Consider the following 19,975-nt stretch of genomic DNA (forward strand, 5'->3'; position numbering starts at 1 on the left):
ACCGCACAAGAATGAAGAGCCCTTTGATCGACAAAACATCCGGATGGCGCGGATCGCGCGATGTCTGGGTACAAGCTGCTTATGAAGCCCTCATTGAAAGCGGAATCGACTCTGTAAAGGTCATGCCGCTGGCTGACCGGCTTGGCTTGTCCCGGACCAGCTTCTATGGCCATTTTTCAAGTAGACAGGATCTACTGGATGCACTGATCACCCTGTGGCAGACCAAAAACACGGGCAACTTAGTCAAGCGGACAGAAGACTACGCCGAGACGGTCACAGAAGCGGTGTTGAACATTTTTGATCTCTGGCTGCTTCCCGACCAGTTCGACTCCCGCCTGGAATTTGCCGTCCGCAACTGGGCGCACACTGATCCGAAGCTGGCGCGATTGCTAGATGAAGCCGATCAGATCAGGGTCGAAGCCCTGGAAGCGATGTTCACCCGCTTTGGACATGAACAGGCTTTTGCCAACGTCCGCGCCAATACGGTCTACCAGACCCAGATCGGTTATATCTCGATGAAAAAAGACGGCCCGTTTGAGCCGCTGGAGCCCCGGTTGGCCCGCATGCCGTTCTATGCTGAAATCTTCACAGGCCAGCCGGTCTCAGACGCAGAATTTGCCCGCTTCCGCGCCCGGCATCCGATTACGACGTAAAGTCGGCACTGTGGGTGAAAGGTTTGGAGTCAAAACCTGCGCCAAACTCGCGCGCGGCCTTAGCACCTTCAATACGAGGCATACCATTTGTGAGCTCCCGCAACATCAGCCCACATACGCTGATCATTAGGAGTGGAACAAAAGCAGAGAACTTCCTCACTGTCTCCCAATCGATAAAACCCAGCGCCGCCTGTATTAGCGGAGCGGCACCTACGATTCCGCCCAATACCTGCAACAACACCGTCCAGCGAGGTTTGCAGCGAAGTAACAAAAGCAATCCCACTGACACCAAAAGCCAATCGTATAAGATAAATGATGGGGAAGCGATACACATTGCGAAAACAACGACCGGCAATGAGCGGTCAACTGACAATTTGCGGCCCGAGAACCAAACCAACACTGTGCAGCACATCATGACCAAGACCTGACCTGCCATTTTTACAGTATCCGAGGCTCCGAGCTTGCCCAATGAATGACTGATGGTAATCATCGGCGCAAAGGCATCCCACAATTGAGTGGAATGCCCGCCAGCGCTTATTGATGAAAAAAAGGCTTCCCATACAGAAGACCCGTAAACCGCTAAAGTCAGGAAAAACAGAAACAGCGTTCCGAATGCCGCATAAGCGAATACTGGCCAGCTCCTCACAGAAATCAGGAAAACCGGCACGAGCAAACCGAATTGCGGTTTAATCGTTGCAATCGCTAGGGCAACTCCGCTCAATAACGGCATTTTTCGATGATTGATCAACGCAAATACTAGGAGAAAAATGAAAATCGGAGATATCTGAAGGATGCTGAAAGAAAAATACGCCCCACAAGACAAGACCGTAAGAACATATGGAGTTATGCCGAGGTTAAGCCGAAGCGAATATACCAATCCAATGATTGCAACCGAATTGAGAACTATGCCAACCGCCCTTGCGACAGGATATGGAAGATGCGCCAACGGTTCAAAAAACAGAAAAGCTTGAGGCGGGTTTAGGAACAAGAGCTCCTCATTGCTCTCAGAGAAAACGCTGGCAAAATGCTGATAATCATAGGCAAGGGCGGCGTTCCCTTCGAGAGCCAGCTGTCCACCACGATAAAACGCAGCAAAATCCTCAATTCCAAGTTCTCCAAGGCCCTTATCAAATTCAAGAAGCCCATGATCGCTGCCCAAAAACAACATCAGCATACCGATACTTGTGAAGATCGAAACTGCAAGAAAGACAGGACCTCCAAACGGCTCTTTCAAACCAATGATGTTGAAGATCTTGAAATCGACGGACTCCAAGCGTTGGGCAGAATTGAAAAAAAGTCTCAAAATATGAATCCTTCAAAAACAGGGAAATCAAAAACGGCTCCCAAACAAAGAAATTCATATTTTTACATTGTAAATAATGACTAAAATTTATCCATGCAATTTTTTCATTTAATCGCAATACGCGCATTCAGGACTGCATAAACAAAGTTCACCACCCCATCGCTTTGCAATATATGAGAGACTATCTGTCCGAATTATTCTTCGGTTTTTCTGCTGCGACATAGGCAAGAGGCAGAGCTGTGGTGTTTTTGATCTGCTCCATCGCAAATGTGGTCGAGACATCTGAAATATCGATCTTGGCGATCAGGCGCTTGTAGAACGAGTCATAGGCTTCAATGTCTGGAACAGCGACGCGCAACAGGTAATCCACTTGACCCGCCATCCGGTAGAACTCAACGACTTCCGGAAACTCCTGGATGACATCCGCGAATTTCTTCAGCCAATCTTCGGAGTGCTGGCTGGTGGTTATGGCTACAAAGGCTGTCACTTTCGCATTGACCTTTGCAGGGTCAAGCAGCGCCACCCGGCCGGTGATCACGCCGTCTTCTTCCATCTTTTGAATGCGCCGCCAGCACGGTGTTGTCGACAGGCCGACACGCCGGCCGATTTCGGCAACCGGCACTGTGCAATCTTCTTGCAGAATGGAAAGGATACGGCGGTCGATACGGTCAATCATCGGATTACCTGGAAATTCTTCGCGTTGAGATGCCCGTTAGCCGCCTTAGCAGCCAGGATTCGTTTTGCCCGTCAGGACCAGTTTCCGCAATATCGTCCTACGCGGCGGAAATGCAAGAGAAATTGAGATTTTTCTTCCAATTTCCTGGTCATTTTCCCTTGATAGAGACCGATCTTGGTGCGATCTCAGGCTGAGAATAGAAAAAAATTCCAAAACCCTGCTCGGATTGGAGATAAAAATGTCCGGCCTGTCCCTCAGCCTCAAGACGTTCGCAGCCGTTGCTCTGGCAGCCCTGATCCAGTTGACAGGCCTGACAGGTGCGGCACGCGCTCTGGACGCTGCGCCTTTGGTCAATACCGGTTGGCTTCATGACAATTTGGAAGACGAAGACCTCCTTGTTCTGGACATTCGATCCCCGCTCGCCAAATCGGGCAAAGAAGATTATCTCAAGGGCCACATTCCAGGCGCCGTTTGGAGCGAATACCCCGGCTACTGGCGGACATCCCGCGGCGACGTGACAGGTGTTCTGCCGTCCATTGAAAAACTTGAAGCCTCCCTGTCCGAACTCGGTGTCCATGAAGACCGGACAGTTGTCTTGGTGCCAGCCGGCACGTCCGATCTCGATTTTGGTGCAGCAGCCCGTATCTACTGGACCTTCAAATATCTCGGCCATGACAAGGTCTCGATCCTAAACGGCGGGTACGCTGCCTGGATTTCGGCCGGACATGCCGTTGAAACCGGTGAGATTGTTCCCGAAGGCGATATGTTTGTCGCCGAACCCCGGCCGGAGTTGCTTGTTTCTACGGATGAGGTTGCATCCCTTGTTGGCGGGAATGCACTGCTGCTCGACAGCCGCCCGCAAACGCAATTCGACGGTCTTGAAAAACATGATGATGCGACACGGTTCGGACATCTTCCAGGCGCCACGCATTTCGATCAGGCCCAGTTTTACGACCGTGCCACAAACACGTTAAAGTCAAAGGATCAGTTGAAAACACTCGCGGCCGAGGTTGCCGCTTCTTCGTCGGACCCGGTCATTGCTTACTGCAACACCGGCCACTGGGCGGCCACCAACTGGTTCGTACTGACGGAACTTCTTGGCTACGAAAATGTCGCGGTTTATGACGACAGCATGGTTGGCTGGAGCCGCCAAAGCGACCTTCCGATGATTTCTGCGAAGACGGCAACAAACTAGGAAAACTCCCCTGGGGAACACGCTCACACGTGGGCGGGTCCCACGCCTTGCGCCCGGCCCAACAGCCGGGCGATCTCTTTTTGCAGGACCGGCAGCAAGTCTGTTTCGAACCACGGATTTTTCCGAAGCCAGGCATTGTTGCGCCAAGACGGATGCGGCAAGGGAATAACGCGTGGCTTGGCAGCCGTTCCGCTGTTTTCGAAATAGCTTTTCCACGCTGCGACTGTGTCCGTCAGCGATCCCTTTCGAGCGTTACCTAAGTGATAGGCTTGCGCATATTGGCCGATCACCAAGATCAATTCGATCTGCGGCATGGCTGCAAACACCCGGTCATGCCAGGCTTTGCGGCACTCGCGCCGCGGCGGCAGATCTCCGCCCTTGGTATCCAGCCCAGGAAAACAGAACCCCATCGGAACGATCGCAAGTTTGTCCGGGTGATAAAAAACGTCTTCGCCAATCCCCATCCAGGCGCGTAACCGGTCTCCAGACGGATCAGTAAATGGCTTTCCGCTTTTATGGACACGAGTTCCGGGTGCCTGACCGCAAATACATATTCGCGCTTTTGACGATGTCTGCAGCACCGGTCTCGGCTGATGTGGCAGAGGCATTTTGTCCGGCGTCTCCACACAGATCCGGCAAGCCCGAATGTCATTAGACAGCGTTGCGATGCATTCCATTTTCCGCATACCAATCAATGATTTAATTTGAACAATCCGGTTAACTCTTTGCTTACCACAATTCTAGGCATGATCTTAAGGAATGGTGAGTCAGATTGAAGAAACAAGCATAATAGAAATAACCAATTGAACACCTTGGGCAGGCCAAATGGACACCGCCGCGTCACTCAAAGACGACGAAAGCCAGGCAATCGACCGCGAGCGCGCGCAACGCCGCCGGGAGATGGCCCGGTCAATTGGTGCACCCCGCAGCCGGCTTGGCGCTCCAGACCGTCAGCATTCAACGTTTGAACTGGAACGCCAGCATCTTTTTGCCGACACCCGGATCAACGCCGCGTTTGCGGTTCCCCTGCTTGTACTGATTGTCACTGCGATTTCGGTGATCTGGCTCAATCCGTTTTTCCTCGGTGCCTGGTTGGTTCTCACGCTGTGTACCCATCTGTTTATGGTGGTCACCAGCCACACCTATGAGCGTGCGCCATCAGACCAAAAAGCCCGGATTTATTGGCGCCGGCGATTCACTCTTGGCGATCTGTTTTATGGCTGTTCCTGGGCATCGTTTTTCCTATTGCCGCAATCGGAAAATGCCGGCGACGGCTTTGTGATTTTTCATTTCGCAACGCTGCTGATCGTCGTAGCCATGAACACGATGCAATCGGCAACCCTGCCCCGGTGCCTTCTGGTCAGCACATTGCCGATGACCTTGGTGGTTACGGCAACGTTCCTGCAGCAAATCGACCCAATCCATTACACGTTGGCGGCGATGGCCATTGGCGCTCAGGGGTTCTTCTTCATTTTGGGCAATCAGCTCCTAAAAAACGCCAACACCATGCTGGAGTACCGGGCGGAAAAAGATCACTTGATCGCGGAACTTGAAACCGCAAATGCCATGTCGGATGAAGCCCGGCGCCGTGCGGAAGCCGCCAACCTGGCCAAATCCCGGTTCCTGGCCACCATGAGCCACGAGCTGCGCACCCCCCTCAACGCCATCCTCGGATTTTCCGAAATCATGAAGGATGAGGTTCTGGGAGAAATGAAGAACGACACCTACAAGAGTTATTCAGAGGACATTCACGGCTCGGGGCAGCATCTGCTCAATCTGATCAACGAAATCCTGGACCTATCGCGTATCGAGGCTGGCCGTCACGAACTGCAAGAAGAAGCGCTGTACCTTGATGACGTGGTGGAAGAATGCGGAACCATGATGAAGGTTCGCGCCAACGCCAAGGACATCATCCTGCATCACACCCACGAGCCGGATATGCCACGGGTTTGGGCGGACGAGCGAGCCTTGCGCCAAGTCGTGCTGAACCTGATGTCCAACGCAGTCAAATTCACTCCTGTTGGCGGCGAAGTGCGCATCAAGGTCGGACGGACCAGCGATGATGGCCAGTATGTGTCCATCACCGATACTGGTCCCGGCATTCCCGAAGACGAAATTCCGATTGTCCTGGAGGCCTTCGGCCAAGGCTCTCACGCCATCAAAAGCGCAGAGCCGGGCACTGGCCTCGGCCTGTCCATTGTCCAAGCACTGGTGCATATGCATGACGGCAAATTTGTCATCAAATCCGAGCTTGGCGTTGGCACAGAGGCCATCATGACCTTGCCGCGCGCCCGGATAATGAATTACTCGCCAGACGTTGTCTGGGCAGATACGGAAAGCGGCACGTTCGACCTCGACAGCGCCCGCTCAGCCTAACTTCCAGGTAATTCTGCAGATTTCTAATCTGACTTTTCAGACACACCGGCATCAGCAAAGGTCGCCATGCCTGAATGGACTTCAGCGGCCGTCTTGACGATCCCGGCTGCGAGTGCGGCGCCAGATCCTTCACCAAGGCGCATTCCGAAATCAAATAGGGCGTCTTTGCCCATGTGGGTCAGCGCTTTGGCGTGCGCCTGTTCTGCCGAGACATGCGCAAAGAGGCAATGATCAAGCCCTTCTGGATCAAGCGCATAAACTACGGCCGCTGCCGCTGTTGCAACAAAACCATCCACGATCACCGGAACCCGCTGCAGCCGCGCCGCAATGATCAGGCCGGTCATGGCTGCAATTTCGCGCCCACCCGCCTTACGCAGAACCTCCAAAGGATCCTTTTCGCCCTTCAAACGGGCAACGGTTTGTTCAACTGCCTCGCGTTTGCGCGCAAGACCGCTGTCGTCAACGCCAGTCCCGCGGCCAACCCAGTCAGCCGCTGTGCCGCCGAACAAGCAGTTCATAACTGCGGCTGCCACGGTTGTGTTGCCGATGCCCATTTCGCCAAGACAGATCAGATCAATACCGCCGGCCAGAGCTTCCATGCCATAGGCCATGGTCGCTGCGCAGTTGGCTTCATCAAGCGCATCTTCCTTAGTGATGCTCGGCGTCGGCATATCGACGGCGAGGTCGAACACCTTCAGGCCAATGTCGTTGACCCGGCAGATCTGATTGATGGCTGCGCCACCCGCTGCGAAGTTTTCAACCATCTGCCGGTTGACCGCGCTTGGAAACGCCGAAACACCTTCATCCGCAACGCCGTGGGCTGTTGCAAAAATCGCAACCATCGGCCGGCTGACCTTCGGAGTGGCTTTGCCAGACCAGGCGGCCAGCCATTCGGCGATCTCTTCCAGACGCCCTAGAGACCCAGCCGGCTTTGTCAACTCCGCATCCCGCGCCTTGATCTTTTGCAACGCTTCTTCGTCGGGTCCCGGCATGGACTTCACAAGGTTGCGGATATCATCGAACGGCAGCGCGGTTTCGGACATGGACATGATGTTCACGGTTCTGGTTGAGGAGCGGGAAATTTCACCTGCCCCTTGGTCTCATTCGGTTGCCGTTCTATAACCCGGTCTTGGCAAAACTCAAGTTCCGGACCGGTCACTATGCGGCCTGAAAACGACCAAAATACTGAAACTTCATCTAAATCAATAGCGGAGTTTTCTTGGGATCAATCGAAGGTCTTCATCCCCAGGATGAGGGAGCTCTTCGCGGATATGGCCGCATGTGTGCGATTCTTCTCCCGATTGCCGCTGCCTGCGGTCAACACATCTGACACTCCAGCGGCACTGCCCGATTTTACCCGCATCCCCCGGGCCGCTCCCTTGGCTGGCGCATTTGTCGCACTGCCTGCCGCTGGCGCGGGCCTGCTTCTTGGCATGACAGACCTGCCGGCTTTGGTGATTGCAGTCGCAGTGGCTGCTGTCCTCACCATCGTCACCGGAGCCCTTCACGAAGATGGTTTGAGCGATGTTGCAGATGGTTTTTTCGGCGGAGCTACTGTCGAGAAACGTCTCGACATCATGAAAGACAGCCGGATCGGTGCCTTTGGCGCCGTTGCGTTGATATTTGCTATCCTTCTGCGGGTCGCATTAATCACGACGTTGCTTGACCGTTTTTCTGTTGCCGATGCTGTTTTGCTTGTTGTCACCGGCGAAGCCGTCAGCCGATTTCTGCTGGTCTGGCAATGGAACCGCCACCCGCTTGCCCGGCCCGACGGACTTGCCGCCCGGTTCGGGAAACCGGATGGAGAGGCTCTTCGCCAAGCGCTGCTCGTTACTGCGGTCCTGATCCTCCCGGCGGTTTTTAGCGTATCGCTGACAGGTCTGGCGCTCGGCCTGATTACAGGAGCAATCGTCGCGCTATCAGCGGGACACCTGGCTCTTAAGAAAATCAAGGGCACCACGGGGGATGTCCTTGGTGCAATTCAACAGCTGAGCGGGCTTGGATTCCTGACCGGTTTGCTTATGGTGATCTGACAGTTTCCGCTGGGAAAAGGCGCGGCCATTGATGGTAAGTACAGAGTCCAAATTGGCGGCAATCAGAGTGCCTGTTTTGGCCATTGCATTGGCGGTCCTGTTGACAGCGTGCGGCAGCCGGCCCGAAACGGGCGCGCTTGCCATCAGCACTCAGGCAGCGCCAAAGGCGGAAGTCCATGATATCCTGATTGCCACGACCCGCGAAAAAGACACGCGGCCAGACACCTACTTCAACGGCAACCGGTCTGAAACACTAAGTTTTGCAAAAGCCAGCATCTCTGTCCCGCCTACGCACCAACCTGGTGCCATCGAATGGCCGCGATCGGCACCTGGAAATCCGAACACAGACTTTGTCGCCCGCGAGGCCGGCTACGTTGAAAGCCAGCAGGCCTTTTTAACCCGGTTAAACCAGCAACTGCGGAAGCGACCGAAAGGCCAGCGCAACATCCTATTGTTCATCCACGGCTACAATACGATGTATTCTGAAGGGCTTTACCGGCTGACGCAGTTCGTTCACGATTCAAAAGCCGATGTAGTTCCTGTCCTGTTTACGTGGGCCTCCCGCGGACAAGTCACAGGATATGTCTATGACCTCAACAGCGCAGCAATCGCACGGGACAGTTTGATCGATACGCTTCAGTTGCTGAACAAAAGCGACGCAGAAACAATCTCGATCCTTGCCCACTCAATGGGGAACTACCTGTTGATGGAAACTGGCCGGCAAATGACCCGCCAGCAGTTCCAGTCCCTCGACCGGAAACTCAAACTTGTGGTCATGGCGGCACCAGATATCGATATTGATCTCTTCAAATCTACACTGCGGCGCAACGGCCCTCCTCGCAATCCTTACATTATCGTTGTTTCGAGAGACGACAGCGCCTTAAGGATATCTCGCAGAGTTGCTGGTGGCATCGAGCGCCTAGGCGCCTATTCGGATGACGAGGAGCTTGCCGAACTTGGGGCTATTGTGGTTGATGTGACGGACCTCCAATCTGATCAAACATCAAGTCACAGCAAGTTTGCGGCCCTGGCTCAATTCTCTCCCGAATTACGTCAAGCTTTGATTTCCAGCGGACTAACAGAAGTTGCCAGTATTGCTGGGCCTGTTAATCGCGGAGAAAACCTTGGCAACTTTGTCGGCAATACAGTCGCTCTTCCGATAAAAATCGTCACCAGCCCATTTAACTGACCTCGCCAAAGCTTATCCAGCCATTGCAACCGAATGGCGATCTTGGCACGGCCACATTTGAGTCCCATATCGCCCTCATGAAGTCACCATGCATCAAAACCTGCCAGATCGATCAAGCCAGCCAGCTCTGCATCGGCTGTTTTCGTACGCTGGACGAAATTGCCGGCTGGAGCGGGTTCTCTGATACCAAGCGGCAGTCCGTTTTGGACGAACTCGACACCCGCCGGTCGAAGCTTGCCGTAAATACGGGGACAGGCCGATGAATGGCCGCAGTCAGATCCGCGGGTTTGTGCTCGTTGTGCTGATCACGGTCATTGCCGCTGCTCTGTTTTACTACATTTTCGGCGACCCAACCGATCCGGAAAACCTCAATTTTGATGACACCGGGCCCCGTGTTGTCGCCCTCTCCGCCCTCGCCTTTGTGTTTTTGGCAAGCTTCATCTTCGGCCAGCCAAAGGTGCGCGACATTCTTCAAGGCACACTCTTTTGGGGTGGCCTCGGTCTCATTTTGGTGCTCGGCTACACCTACAAACACGATCTCGTGCAAGCCGGATACCGGGTTTTGGGAGCTCTCGCTCCCGGCATGGCGGTCACGCAACCGGACGGAACTATCTTGATTGTCCGCGATGCCGGCGGCCATTTTGTTGTTGATGGCGCAACCAATGGCAGCCGAACCCGGTTTCTGCTCGATACCGGTGCCAGTGCCGTTGTGCTGACCTATCGGGACGCTCAAAGGGCCGGGATCAAGGAACGGGACCTGTCTTTCTCGGTGCCCGTGTCAACCGCCAACGGCCGGACCTTGGTGGCGCCTGTTCGTATAGACACGCTCAGAATTGGCGATCACACCTTGCGCAACATCCGAGGCTTTGTAGCCCGTGACGGATCTTTGGATTCAAGCCTGCTCGGCATGACCGCGCTTGACCGCTTGAGAAGCTGGCGGATCGAAGGCGACCGCCTGGTCATGACACCGTAGGATCTACAGCCCGGCTGGCGAATGTTGCGCATTCCCGGACGACGCACAGCGAAGGTCCGGGATCTTACCCGATAACAATCAAATTGCAGGCAAGGTCACAAAAGTTGGTCCCGGATCAAGTCCGGGACGGCACGAATGGCTGAAAGTTATTCTGCTGCATCCGCATCGAAATTGGCGGGACTAACGGCCGCCAAAGCCCGTTCAACCACCTCTACGCCCGCCCCCGGCTTGATCGCTTCAACTGTCAGAATACGGCGCCAGGAGCGCGCACCAGGACGGCCATGGAACAAACCCAGCATATGCCGGGTCATATGGGCGAGTTTAACGCCCTTCGACAGCTGATCGTCCAGATAGGCCATTTGGCCGCGCACGGCCTCCCAAGGCGAGACATCATTGGTTTCAGCGCCGTAAAGCCTCCGGTCAACTTCGCCCATGATCTGCGGCGTGTGATACGCTGCCCGGCCAAACATCAAGCCGTCGAGCGTCTCCAGATACGGCTGTGCCTGATCCAGTGTTTCGAGCCCACCATTCAGCCCAATGAATTTCTCCGGCAACCGCTGTTTCAAGCAGACCACCCGGTCATAATCAAGCGGCGGAATGTCCCGGTTTTCTTTCGGGCTCAGTCCTTTGAGCCAGGCTTTGCGGGCATGCACCCAGAGCGCGTCGGAACCGGCGGCAAAGGTTGCATCGGCCATAGCATCAAGCGCCGGTTCTGGGTCCTGATCATCGACGCCAATCCGGCATTTCACCGTGACCGGAATATCCACCGCGTCTTTCATGGCGGCAACGCACTCGGCAACCAGTTGCGGTTCCTCCATCAGGCAGGCACCAAAGCGCCCGGATTGTACCCGGTCGGATGGACAGCCAACGTTGATGTTGACCTCGTCGTAGCCGAAGTCAGCCACGATTTTGGCCGCCTCCGCCATGGCTATGGGGTCAGATCCGCCAAGCTGACAGGCAATCGGATGTTCCAGATCTGAAAAGCCGACGATGTGCTGTCGGTCGCCATGGATCACCGCGCCCGTGGTGACCATTTCGGTATATAGCAGAGCATGCTTTGACAGCTGCCGGTGAAAAGCCCGGCAATGGCGATCTGTCCACTCCATCATCGGCGCCACGGCGAAGCGTGGATGATGGGTGGTGTAAAGGCGGTCATCGGTTGTCATGGCGCCTCCATATCATTTGGCACCCCAAGACGCAAAACCCGGATTTTTCGCAGGTCCAATGTGTGAAGCTCCCTCCCTGGTTATCCTGTCCAGAAGAACATTGTGGCGACCCAAAAAGCACGATCGGAGACACTATCCGGATCATCGTGCTTGCCTCTCCCAAGTCTCAATGATTAATTGGCTCTCTTTTCGGAGTTTTCTTCCCTTGGCACCGTCTTCTTCAAATGCCCCGTCCAATGCGCGGGCGGGCCTCTTCCTGATCTGTTTGGGCATCGGCAGCTTGTCGATCAGCGATGCGATCGCCAAGGAACTCACAGGCGGATATCCGGTCCTCGAAATCCTGTTTTTAAGAAACCTGATTGCCCTGCCGATCGTCGTTCTTTTGGTCTGGAAACTGTCGGGCCCATCGGCGCTGGTCTCCCGGCAACCGGTCGCTCACTTTTTGCGCGGAATTGTCTGGGTATTGGCCGCGACATGCTTTTTCACCAGCCTGAGATACCTCGGCCTCGCGGAAGCCACCACTTTGGTGTTCATCGCGCCAGTGTTCATTACGGCCATCTCCGCTTTGTTTTTAAAAGAACAGGTGGGTTGGCGGCGCTGGTCGGCCGTTCTGGCCGGGTTCATCGGCGTTGTCATTGTTGTGCGGCCAGGCGCTGGAACTTTTCAGACAGCGTCCATTCTGCCGCTCATAACGGCCTTTCTTTATGCTGTTTTCATGTTGAGCGCGCGCTGGCTCGACAAAAGTGAAAGCGCCTGGACCTTGATGCTCTATCAGGTGATCACCGGCGGGGTGCTGACCGCGATTGCCATGCCCTTTGTCTGGGTGACACCAAACCTTGACGATATCGGGCTGTTCCTCGGAATTGCCGTCTTTGGAACGGCCGGCGTCACCATGATTACCCAAGCGTTCCGGCTGGCGCCTGCCGCCACAATCGCGCCCTTTGAATATACTGCGCTTCTTTGGGCCACCCTGCTTGGCTGGCTGTTCTGGCGTGAAATTCCTGATATGGCGACTTACGCCGGTGCGGCGGTCATTGTCGCAAGCGGCATTTTCATCGTGTTGCGGGAACAAAAAGCCGGCCGGTAAATTCGACTGGTTTGCGAACATCCCGCCAAGTGTTTCTTCGAGTACATCCAACAGTCCATGTTGATCTGGGTCAACCCGGATAGCGATCAGATTGACTACCATCCCTGACGCTAAGTCGCTTAGCCGGCTCATTTTGCCTTGGAAGTTACGAACTGGTCTCGAGCAAACCTCGACGTCTCCGAGTAGGCATCGACGTCTAGGGACCTGTTTCCGTCGGTATGAACCAATTTCATTGAGGTACCGCCAAGATGAAAGCATCGGACTTTAGGAAAATCGAACGTGCGGCAAATATTAGCCGGACTGAAGTCGGCCGGCTTGGGACTGCCGTTCTCTTTATTGTCGGTGTCATGGTGTTTACCGGCGCCAAATTCGCCGGGATTGATCAGCTCTATCTATTGGTTGCAGCAGCGGTCATCGGAGCCTATATGGCCCTCAACATCGGGGCGAACGATGTTGCAAACAACGTGGGGCCTGCCGTTGGCTCCTTTGCCATAAGCCTAACTGGGGCAATATTTATTGCCGCCATCTTTGAGGCGGGCGGGGCCATTATTGCTGGCGGCGATGTCGTGGCGACTGTCAAAAAGGGGATCATTGATCCCGACAATGTCGGTGACCCGGATGTTTTTGTCTGGGTGATGATGGGGGCCTTGATGGGGGCAGCCATCTGGCTCAATGCGGCGACCTGGCTGGGCGCACCGGTATCCACCACGCACTCCATTGTTGGCGGCGTTGCCGGTGCCGGGATCGCCGCCACAGGTTGGGACATCGTCAATTGGGATTCTATGGCAAAGATTGCCTTCAGCTGGGTGGCGTCGCCAGTCACCGGTGGATTGATCGCAGCGCTTTTTCTTTATTCCCTGAAACGGCTTGTCTTTTTCAAAACGGATCCGCTGAGTGCCGCCCAAAAAGTGGTGCCCTTCATGATCGCCATCATGGCGTGCGCATTCACAACCTACATCGCCCTTAAGGGCATCAAAAAGATCATCAAGATCGATTTTCCAACCGCTCTGATGGCGGGATTGGTTGTGGCCCTATTGGCTTACATTCTGGTCAAACCGGTCATCACAAAAGCCGTTCCCCGGCTCGACAATACCCGCGAGGGTGTCAGCCGGCTGTTCACAATCCCCCTGATTTTGTCCGCAGCTCTGTTGAGCTTCGCCCATGGTGCCAATGATGTGGCCAATGCTGTTGGCCCTCTTGCTGGGGTTGTTGACGTGCTGACCGCCGGTGATGGCGGCGCCAAGGTTGCCATTCCGCTGTGGGTGATGGTGATTGGTGCGCTCGGCATCTCCGTCGGACTGGCTCTTTTCGGTCCGAAACTGATCCGCACCGTCGGCTCGGAAATCACGGAGTTAGACAGGTCACGCGCCTTTTGCGTGGCCTTGGCCGCGGCGATCACGGTGATCATCGCCAGCCAATTGGGCATGCCGATCAGTTCCACACATGTCGCACTCGGTGCCGTGTTCGGGGTTGGTTTTTTGCGCGAGTTCCTAGAACAACGGCTCGGCGGTGTTATCGAAAATGTAATGCAGCACCACAAAGATGACCCAAATTTCGATGAGGTCGAACAAGTGCTGATGAACTTCCAGAATGCCCCCGCTGAAGACAAAAAGCGGATCTTGAGCCAGTTGCGGAAAATGGGTTCAGAAGCCGTTATCGATGCCGCAGAGCGTAAGGTTCTTCAAAAAGCATTGAAACGCCAATTGGTAAAGCGCAGCGCTCTTTTGAAGATTGTTTCAGCATGGATCATCACCGTTCCTGTTTCGGCGTTTCTGGCGGCGTTGTTCTATTTTGTCCTTCGTGGGATGATGCTGCCTTAGGACATTATCGCCATGATGAAGAAATTACTCCTTCCGGCGATCTTGCTGGCGCTGAGCCTAGGCTTTTGGGCCAGCTCGGATTTTCAGGAAATCGCTGCTGGTGTCGCCATCTTTCTCTTCGGTATGCTCATGCTGGAGGACGGTTTCCGGCTGTTCAGCGGTGGCTTTTTGGAGACGGCCCTAGCGAAGGCGACGGGTTCCATCCCCAAGGCCCTCGGATTTGGAATAGTCACAACAACGATTATGCAATCCAGTTCCCTGGTGTCCGTGATCACCATCTCCTTCCTCAGTGCCGGGTTGATCACACTGGTTGCAGGTGTCGGGATCATTTTTGGCGCCAATATCGGCACCACAACCGGTGCCTGGCTGGTGGCGGGATTTGGACTTAAGGTCAAGATATCCGCTTACGCTTTACCGATGCTTGCAGTGGCCATTGTGTTGGTCTTTCAAAGCAACAAGTATCTACGCGGCGCCGGATTTGTTCTCGCGGGCCTTGGTTTCCTTTTTCTCGGAATCCACCACATGAAGGTCGGATTTGAATCCTTCAAGGATCAGTTCGATCTCACACGGTTCGCTTTGACCGGCCTGCTCGGTCTGGTCACCTATACCGCCATTGGTGCAGCCGCCACCGTTGTCATGCAGTCCAGTCATGCAACGATGGTGCTGATTATCACCGCCCTCGCCGCAGCTCAGATATCCTATGAAAATGCGCTGGCCCTAGCGATTGGCGCCAACATTGGCACGACCATCACGGCGATCATCGGATCACTAACGGCAAACTATCAAGGCAAACGCCTGGCGCTTGCACATGTTATTTTTAATCTAGTAACAGCCGGTGTGGCACTCGCCTTCATCGGCACACTCAGGGAAAGCGTCGATTATATCAGCACCCATGTTGGCATTGCCGACACGGATTACGCGCTGAAGCTTGCCGTCTTTCATACGGTGTTTAATGTCTTGGGCGTGGTTCTGATGCTGCCCTTGATGCGTCCGCTTATAGTCTTTCTTGAACGGGTTATCGCCGAGCCTGCAGAAGACACAAGCCGGCCGAAACACTTGTCTAAAGCGGTCGATGAATTCCCAGCCACGATCAAGATCGCCATGCGCCAGGAAGTCGGCCATCTCTATGAAAATGCCGTCGAATTGATCGTCCACGGCCTTAATCTGCACCGTCATGAGTTGTTCAACGCAACCGACATCGCCGCACTGGTTGACGCCAGTACAACGCCAGTAGAATTCGATATTGACGATCGCTATGAACGCCGGGTCAAAACGCTGTATTCGGCGATTGTCGAATTTGCGACACGGGTCGGAGCTCAGGACCTACCTGCCGATGTGATGGACGACATTTATATGATGCGCGACGCAGCCGGCCGGATCGTGCGCGCCGTCAAGGCAATCAAACACCTTCGGCGAAATGCGACCGGCTACACACTCCGTCATCGCGGTGTCATAACCGACCTTTACAATGACCTTCGGACCCAAATTGCCCGGGTTCTGGTCGAGATCCACAAACTGGACCTAGCAGAACCGGATGACCGCAGCAGCTTGTGGCTGGATATGGAACGGATCCTGGTGGAAACAGACGAACGCGACACCTTCTCAACGGTGGAAGACCTGATCCGAAAACGGCAAATCAGTGCGTCAGCGGCGACGTCTTTCCTGAATGATTCAAATTATGCCTACAGTGCGATGCGCGACCTTCTTGAGGCAACGCGGGCTTCTCACATAGAGCCGGAAACGGCGATGGCCGAGGTCGAACGGATCCTCGCACTGGACGAAGACGAAGTCTTGGAGCGGGCCATAGACGACGAAGACCAAGTTGGCGCGCCCCGCAAAGCGGCGAAACCCGTCAGACAGTCTGCATCTGACCGCCCCAAACACCGCAGCCACCCGAATAGATAGGTGGTCCCTACTATGAATGAAGTGGATCAAGACCGATGGGATTAGGCAAGAGTATTGAAAAACTCGACGACTACTACGGCCGGCTCGAACGGGGCAAAGTTGAGAAAATCAAATCTGCTCATGTCGAAAAGGTGATCGCCAAGCTTCATTCCAAGGAAAAGGCGCTTAAGAGTGATCTTGCCGAGTGCTCAAAAGACAGCAAAAAAAAGCGTCTCAAAAGCAAACTCTCTATTGTGTCGGAACAGTTGGAGCGCGCCAATTGGCTGCTTAAAAAAGTGCAGTAGGATTCTGTTTTTCGGTCGAATACCAAATCAAGGCAACGCCTTATATGGGTCTTCGCATGAAAACAGCTAAGCCTACAGATGCATTGTTAATGCGTTTCTATTCTTCTCAACTTCATACCGTGGACAACTAGGCGACGCTGCCTTGTTACCAATCGGGCGGGAGGACATCCCGCCCGTTGGTTCGTGCAGGGTTTTAGACCCGCTGGGTGAACGTCGTTTCCTTGACTAGGGACGCATAGTCCTTGGCGAGATCCAAAAACGCGTTGTAGCTCTTTTGGACTTCCGCAAAGCGCGGGTTGGCCTCCGCATTCTCCGCCATGACTTCAGCTACAGCCGGTTTTAGCGATGCAATCACATCGTCTGGGAACGCGCCGAACATAACGCCATCTTCCTTAAGGCTCTTCAATGCGACGGCGTTGAAATAATCAAACTGTGCGGTCGTCTCGACAGAGGCAGCGGCGGCAGCGTTTTCAATGACCGCCTGTAGATGTGCCGGCAGTCCGTCAAAAGCATCTTTGTTGACGACAATTTCTAGAGCGGCAGACGGTTCATGGAAGGCCGGGACATAGCAGTGCTTGGCCACTTTTTGGAGACCGAACGCCTGGTCCAGGAGCGGGCCAACCCATTCTGCAGCATCAATCGCACCGGACTGGAAAGACGGGAAGATTTCCGGAGGCGGCAGCAGAACGGCGTTGACGCCGAGTTTGCGCATGGCTTCCCCGCCGAGACCTGCGATCCGCATGTTCAGTCCGGCAAGATCTTGAAGGCTGTTGATCGGTTTTTTGAACCAGCCGGCTGCCTGAACACCAGAGTTGCCGGAATAGAACGGCTTCAAACCGCGTTCGGCATAGATTTCATCCCAGAGCTTCTGGCCGCCACCAAACTGGAGCCAGGCGGTCATTTCAACGGCCGTCATGCCGAAGGGAATGGCGGAGAAGAAATGCAAGGCAGAGTTCTTGGACGCAGCATAATAGGGTGTTGAGTGGCCGATCTCGGCCGTGCCCTGTTCAACGGCATCTTCGACGCCAAACGGTGGCACCAACTCGCCGCCGGAAAAGACTTTCAGAGTCAACTGACCATCGGACATGGCGTTGACGCGCGCGGCAAAGGTGGTGGCATTAGTGCCAACGCCCGGCGCCTTAGCCGGAAACGATGTCGGCATTTTCCACTCGATCTTGCCCTGTGCAATGGCAGGCGCTGCGAGCATCGCCGCCGGTGCGGCAACGGCACCGGTTTTTAGAAAGTCGCGTCTTTTCATCGATAGTCTCCCTCGGATTTTATTTGAACAAGACGTCCGGCAGCCAAGTCGCCATCGCCGGAACGGCGGCAACAAGAGCCAGAGCGAACAATTGCAGGACCACAAACGGCAGAACCGCGACATAAATGTCCCGGGTCTTGATGGCATCCGGTGCAACCGATCTGAAATAGAACAAGGCAAAGCCAAACGGTGGCGTCAAGAAGGATGTCTGCAGGTTAAGCGCAATCAGGACGGCAAACCAGACCGGGCTGATGTCACTTTGCAAAATGATCGGACCGACGATCGGCACCACAATGAAGATGATTTCGACGAATTCAAGAATGAAGCCAAGCAGGAAGATCACCAACATGGTCAAAAGCAACATTCCGTATGCACCGCCGGGCAAGGACTGCAGAAGTTCCGCAACATGTTCATCACCGTTAAAACCGCGGAACACCAACGACAAAATGCTGGCTGCAATCACGATGCCGAAGATCATGCCGGTGATGACGACCGTTTCACTCAGCGCGGAAACCAAAACCTCGCGGCGCGGCAGCGCGGCAATCACAGCCGCCAGCAATGCGCCTAGCAGAACTATCAACGTCAGTGAGATGATCGTTGCGCCGGTCCAGGCAATCTTTCCGCCGTCAAACTCCAAGCCGAAGATCCCGCTTTGGCGCAACGCCAGTAGCAGTACCGCCAGGACAGCGCAGGCGGATGCGATTTGGGCAGTTTTCCGCCCCTGCCCGGCTGCAGCGATCACCAGGGCGCCCGCAACGCCAACACCTGCCGCTTCCGTCGGCGTCGCCACGCCGACCAAAATGCTGCCCAGCACGGCAACGATCAGGCCGAGCGTCGGCGCAATGTTTTTAATAAGCTCCAGGATCGAAGCATCTGATTTGGCCGGGGGGGCGTCGGTTTCAGAGGCCTTACCGCGCAGGCGCAAAAGCACATAACCTGCATAAAATGCAACCAGCAGAAATCCAGGAAGCAGAGCGCCGGCAAACAGATCGCCGACCGTCACCGGATCCGGCGCAAAATTGCCAGCCTCCTGCTGGGCTTCAAAATAGGCATTGGAGACCTGGTCACCGAGCAGGATCAAAACGATCGATGGCGGGATGATCTGGCCGAGTGTGCCGCTGGCGCAAATCAGGCCGCTGCTCATATGTTTGTTGATCCCGGCGTTCAAAAGTGCCGGAAGCGTGATGGTGCCCAGCATAACAATGGTCGCACCGATGATGCCGGTGGAGGCCGCAATCAACGCACTGACCAGCACCACGGCCAATGCCAGGGCGGATTGATTTCCGCCGAGCGCCGCCGTCAGGCTTTTGAGCATCTTTTCGGCTTGCTGGGATTTTTCCAGCAGCAAACCCATGAGCACAAAAAGTGGCACGGCCAAAAGCAAGGGATTGCTCATCACGCCAAAGACACGCTGGGGGACGGCCTGAAAATACCCCATGTCGAATTGACCGGCACTTGCAGCAACCAACGCAACAAGCGTCGGAGCCCCTGCAATGGCCAGCATCACCGGTACACCCGACAAAATCCCGGCAAAAACGGCAAGCGCCAGAACAAAAAGCCACAAGATGTCAGGGGTCATGCAGAGCGTCCCCGCACTGCAGAGACCAGCCGTGTCAAAACCATGAGAACAATCAGCGCCGGCAGGATCACGAGACAGGTTTTGACAACAAAAAGCCCCGGCAGACCTCCAGTTTCGCGCGAGCCTTCCAGGATCACCCAAGAACTCTTCACAAGGGGAAAGGCGGTCCAGACCATCAGTCCGAAGACTGGCAAGGTCAACAGAAGATCCCCGGCCCAGTCAATTTTTTGGTTGATCCGGGAAGACCAATTTTGCCGGAAAACATCAACCCGCACATGGCGATCTGCGTCAAAGGTCACTGCAACGGACAAGGCGACAAGCGCCGCAAACGAGTAGCTGACGGCGTCTTGAAGTTCGACGAACCCGACACCGAGCAAATAACGCATCAGCACCATGGCAAGCTGGCACACGAAGACAATCGACGCGAGCCCGATGCATAACCAACGCACCGCAGACAAAACTTTCCGCATTCCTAATT

The 19,975-nt window shown here is 54.8% G+C and carries 19 protein-coding genes; 11 read left to right on the plus strand and 8 right to left on the minus strand.

The window, feature by feature from the left end; genetic code table 11:
- Positions 1 to 23: 23 nt before the first annotated feature.
- On the plus strand, positions 24 to 653 hold the full coding sequence (locus ACOOFE_RS14830) for a TetR/AcrR family transcriptional regulator (protein ID WP_420410769.1): 630 nt from the start codon (positions 24 to 26) through the stop codon (positions 651 to 653).
- On the opposite strand, the gene ACOOFE_RS14835 is transcribed toward ACOOFE_RS14830, so the two are convergent.
- Positions 643 to 1,956: a glycosyltransferase 87 family protein gene (locus ACOOFE_RS14835; RefSeq protein ID WP_420410770.1), complete on the minus strand. Its 1,314-nt coding sequence runs from the start codon at positions 1,954 to 1,956 to the stop codon at positions 643 to 645. The genes ACOOFE_RS14830 and ACOOFE_RS14835 overlap by 11 nt on opposite strands.
- Before the next feature lie 181 nt (positions 1,957 to 2,137).
- Positions 2,138 to 2,629, minus strand: a complete 492-nt coding sequence (locus ACOOFE_RS14840; RefSeq protein ID WP_420415584.1) for an Lrp/AsnC family transcriptional regulator — start codon at positions 2,627 to 2,629, stop codon at positions 2,138 to 2,140.
- 241 nt (positions 2,630 to 2,870) lie between these two features.
- On the opposite strand from ACOOFE_RS14840, the gene ACOOFE_RS14845 reads away from it, so the two are divergent.
- A complete protein-coding gene (locus tag ACOOFE_RS14845; RefSeq protein WP_420410771.1) occupies positions 2,871 to 3,827 on the plus strand; it encodes a sulfurtransferase in 957 nt (318 codons plus the stop codon).
- Positions 3,828 to 3,850: 23 nt separating this feature from the next.
- Here the strand turns inward: ACOOFE_RS14845 and ACOOFE_RS14850 are convergent, their stop codons facing one another.
- A complete protein-coding gene (locus ACOOFE_RS14850) occupies positions 3,851 to 4,435 on the minus strand; it encodes a uracil-DNA glycosylase family protein (protein ID WP_420410772.1) in 585 nt (194 codons plus the stop codon).
- A gap of 217 nt (positions 4,436 to 4,652) precedes the next feature.
- Here ACOOFE_RS14850 and ACOOFE_RS14855 point away from each other — a divergent pair, with 217 nt between their 5' ends.
- Positions 4,653 to 6,203, plus strand: coding sequence for a sensor histidine kinase (locus ACOOFE_RS14855; RefSeq protein WP_420410773.1), 1,551 nt, complete (start codon positions 4,653 to 4,655; stop codon positions 6,201 to 6,203).
- 23 nt (positions 6,204 to 6,226) lie between these two features.
- On the opposite strand, the gene cobT is transcribed toward ACOOFE_RS14855, so the two are convergent.
- A complete protein-coding gene (gene cobT, locus ACOOFE_RS14860) occupies positions 6,227 to 7,252 on the minus strand; it encodes a nicotinate-nucleotide--dimethylbenzimidazole phosphoribosyltransferase (protein ID WP_420410774.1) in 1,026 nt (341 codons plus the stop codon).
- Positions 7,253 to 7,474: 222 nt separating this feature from the next.
- On the opposite strand from cobT, the gene ACOOFE_RS14865 reads away from it, so the two are divergent.
- From ACOOFE_RS14865 to ACOOFE_RS14880, 4 genes are all read left to right on the plus strand, one after another.
- Positions 7,475 to 8,236 (plus strand): adenosylcobinamide-GDP ribazoletransferase, encoded by a 762-nt coding sequence (locus tag ACOOFE_RS14865; RefSeq protein ID WP_420410775.1) that lies wholly within the window; start codon positions 7,475 to 7,477, stop codon positions 8,234 to 8,236.
- Positions 8,237 to 8,267: 31 nt separating this feature from the next.
- Positions 8,268 to 9,425 (plus strand): alpha/beta hydrolase, encoded by a 1,158-nt coding sequence (locus ACOOFE_RS14870; RefSeq protein WP_420410776.1) that lies wholly within the window; start codon positions 8,268 to 8,270, stop codon positions 9,423 to 9,425.
- A 77-nt stretch (positions 9,426 to 9,502) separates the two neighbouring features.
- A complete protein-coding gene (locus tag ACOOFE_RS14875; protein WP_420410777.1) occupies positions 9,503 to 9,688 on the plus strand; it encodes a DUF1289 domain-containing protein in 186 nt (61 codons plus the stop codon).
- Complete coding sequence (locus tag ACOOFE_RS14880; RefSeq protein WP_141187049.1) at positions 9,685 to 10,398, plus strand: retropepsin-like aspartic protease family protein; 714 nt, start codon at positions 9,685 to 9,687, stop codon at positions 10,396 to 10,398. The genes ACOOFE_RS14875 and ACOOFE_RS14880 overlap by 4 nt, the downstream gene beginning before the upstream one ends.
- A gap of 146 nt (positions 10,399 to 10,544) precedes the next feature.
- Here the strand turns inward: ACOOFE_RS14880 and dusA are convergent, their stop codons facing one another.
- Positions 10,545 to 11,564 carry a tRNA dihydrouridine(20/20a) synthase DusA gene (dusA, locus tag ACOOFE_RS14885; RefSeq protein WP_420410778.1) on the minus strand — a complete coding sequence of 340 codons (1,020 nt, stop codon included), beginning with the start codon at positions 11,562 to 11,564 and terminating at the stop codon, positions 10,545 to 10,547.
- A 205-nt stretch (positions 11,565 to 11,769) separates the two neighbouring features.
- Here dusA and ACOOFE_RS14890 point away from each other — a divergent pair, with 205 nt between their 5' ends.
- The 4 genes from ACOOFE_RS14890 to ACOOFE_RS14905 all read left to right on the plus strand — a co-directional run bounded on the left by ACOOFE_RS14890 (position 11,770) and on the right by ACOOFE_RS14905 (position 16,660).
- On the plus strand, positions 11,770 to 12,651 hold the full coding sequence (locus tag ACOOFE_RS14890) for a DMT family transporter (RefSeq protein WP_420410779.1): 882 nt from the start codon (positions 11,770 to 11,772) through the stop codon (positions 12,649 to 12,651).
- A 248-nt stretch (positions 12,652 to 12,899) separates the two neighbouring features.
- A complete protein-coding gene (locus tag ACOOFE_RS14895) occupies positions 12,900 to 14,471 on the plus strand; it encodes an inorganic phosphate transporter (protein ID WP_420410780.1) in 1,572 nt (523 codons plus the stop codon).
- 12 nt (positions 14,472 to 14,483) lie between these two features.
- Entirely contained in the window at positions 14,484 to 16,376 is a 1,893-nt protein-coding gene (locus tag ACOOFE_RS14900; protein WP_420410781.1) for a Na/Pi cotransporter family protein, read from the plus strand.
- Between the two features lie 35 nt (positions 16,377 to 16,411).
- The gene (locus ACOOFE_RS14905; RefSeq protein WP_420410782.1) at positions 16,412 to 16,660 is read left to right on the plus strand and encodes a hypothetical protein; all 249 of its coding nucleotides are present in this window, start codon (positions 16,412 to 16,414) and stop codon (positions 16,658 to 16,660) included.
- A 193-nt stretch (positions 16,661 to 16,853) separates the two neighbouring features.
- Here the strand turns inward: ACOOFE_RS14905 and ACOOFE_RS14910 are convergent, their stop codons facing one another.
- The 3 genes from ACOOFE_RS14910 to ACOOFE_RS14920 are packed head-to-tail and all read right to left on the minus strand — an operon-like array spanning position 16,854 to position 19,967.
- Positions 16,854 to 17,918: a TRAP transporter substrate-binding protein gene (locus ACOOFE_RS14910; RefSeq protein ID WP_420410783.1), complete on the minus strand. Its 1,065-nt coding sequence runs from the start codon at positions 17,916 to 17,918 to the stop codon at positions 16,854 to 16,856.
- Between the two features lie 19 nt (positions 17,919 to 17,937).
- On the minus strand, positions 17,938 to 19,497 hold the full coding sequence (locus tag ACOOFE_RS14915; RefSeq protein WP_420410784.1) for a TRAP transporter large permease: 1,560 nt from the start codon (positions 19,495 to 19,497) through the stop codon (positions 17,938 to 17,940).
- Positions 19,494 to 19,967, minus strand: a complete 474-nt coding sequence (locus tag ACOOFE_RS14920; protein WP_141187054.1) for a TRAP transporter small permease subunit — start codon at positions 19,965 to 19,967, stop codon at positions 19,494 to 19,496. The genes ACOOFE_RS14915 and ACOOFE_RS14920 overlap by 4 nt, the downstream gene beginning before the upstream one ends.
- Positions 19,968 to 19,975: the final 8 nt, after the last annotated feature.

It is taken from the genome of Roseibium sp., assembly GCF_965216085.1.
Taxonomy (GTDB): Bacteria; Pseudomonadota; Alphaproteobacteria; order Rhizobiales; family Stappiaceae; genus Roseibium.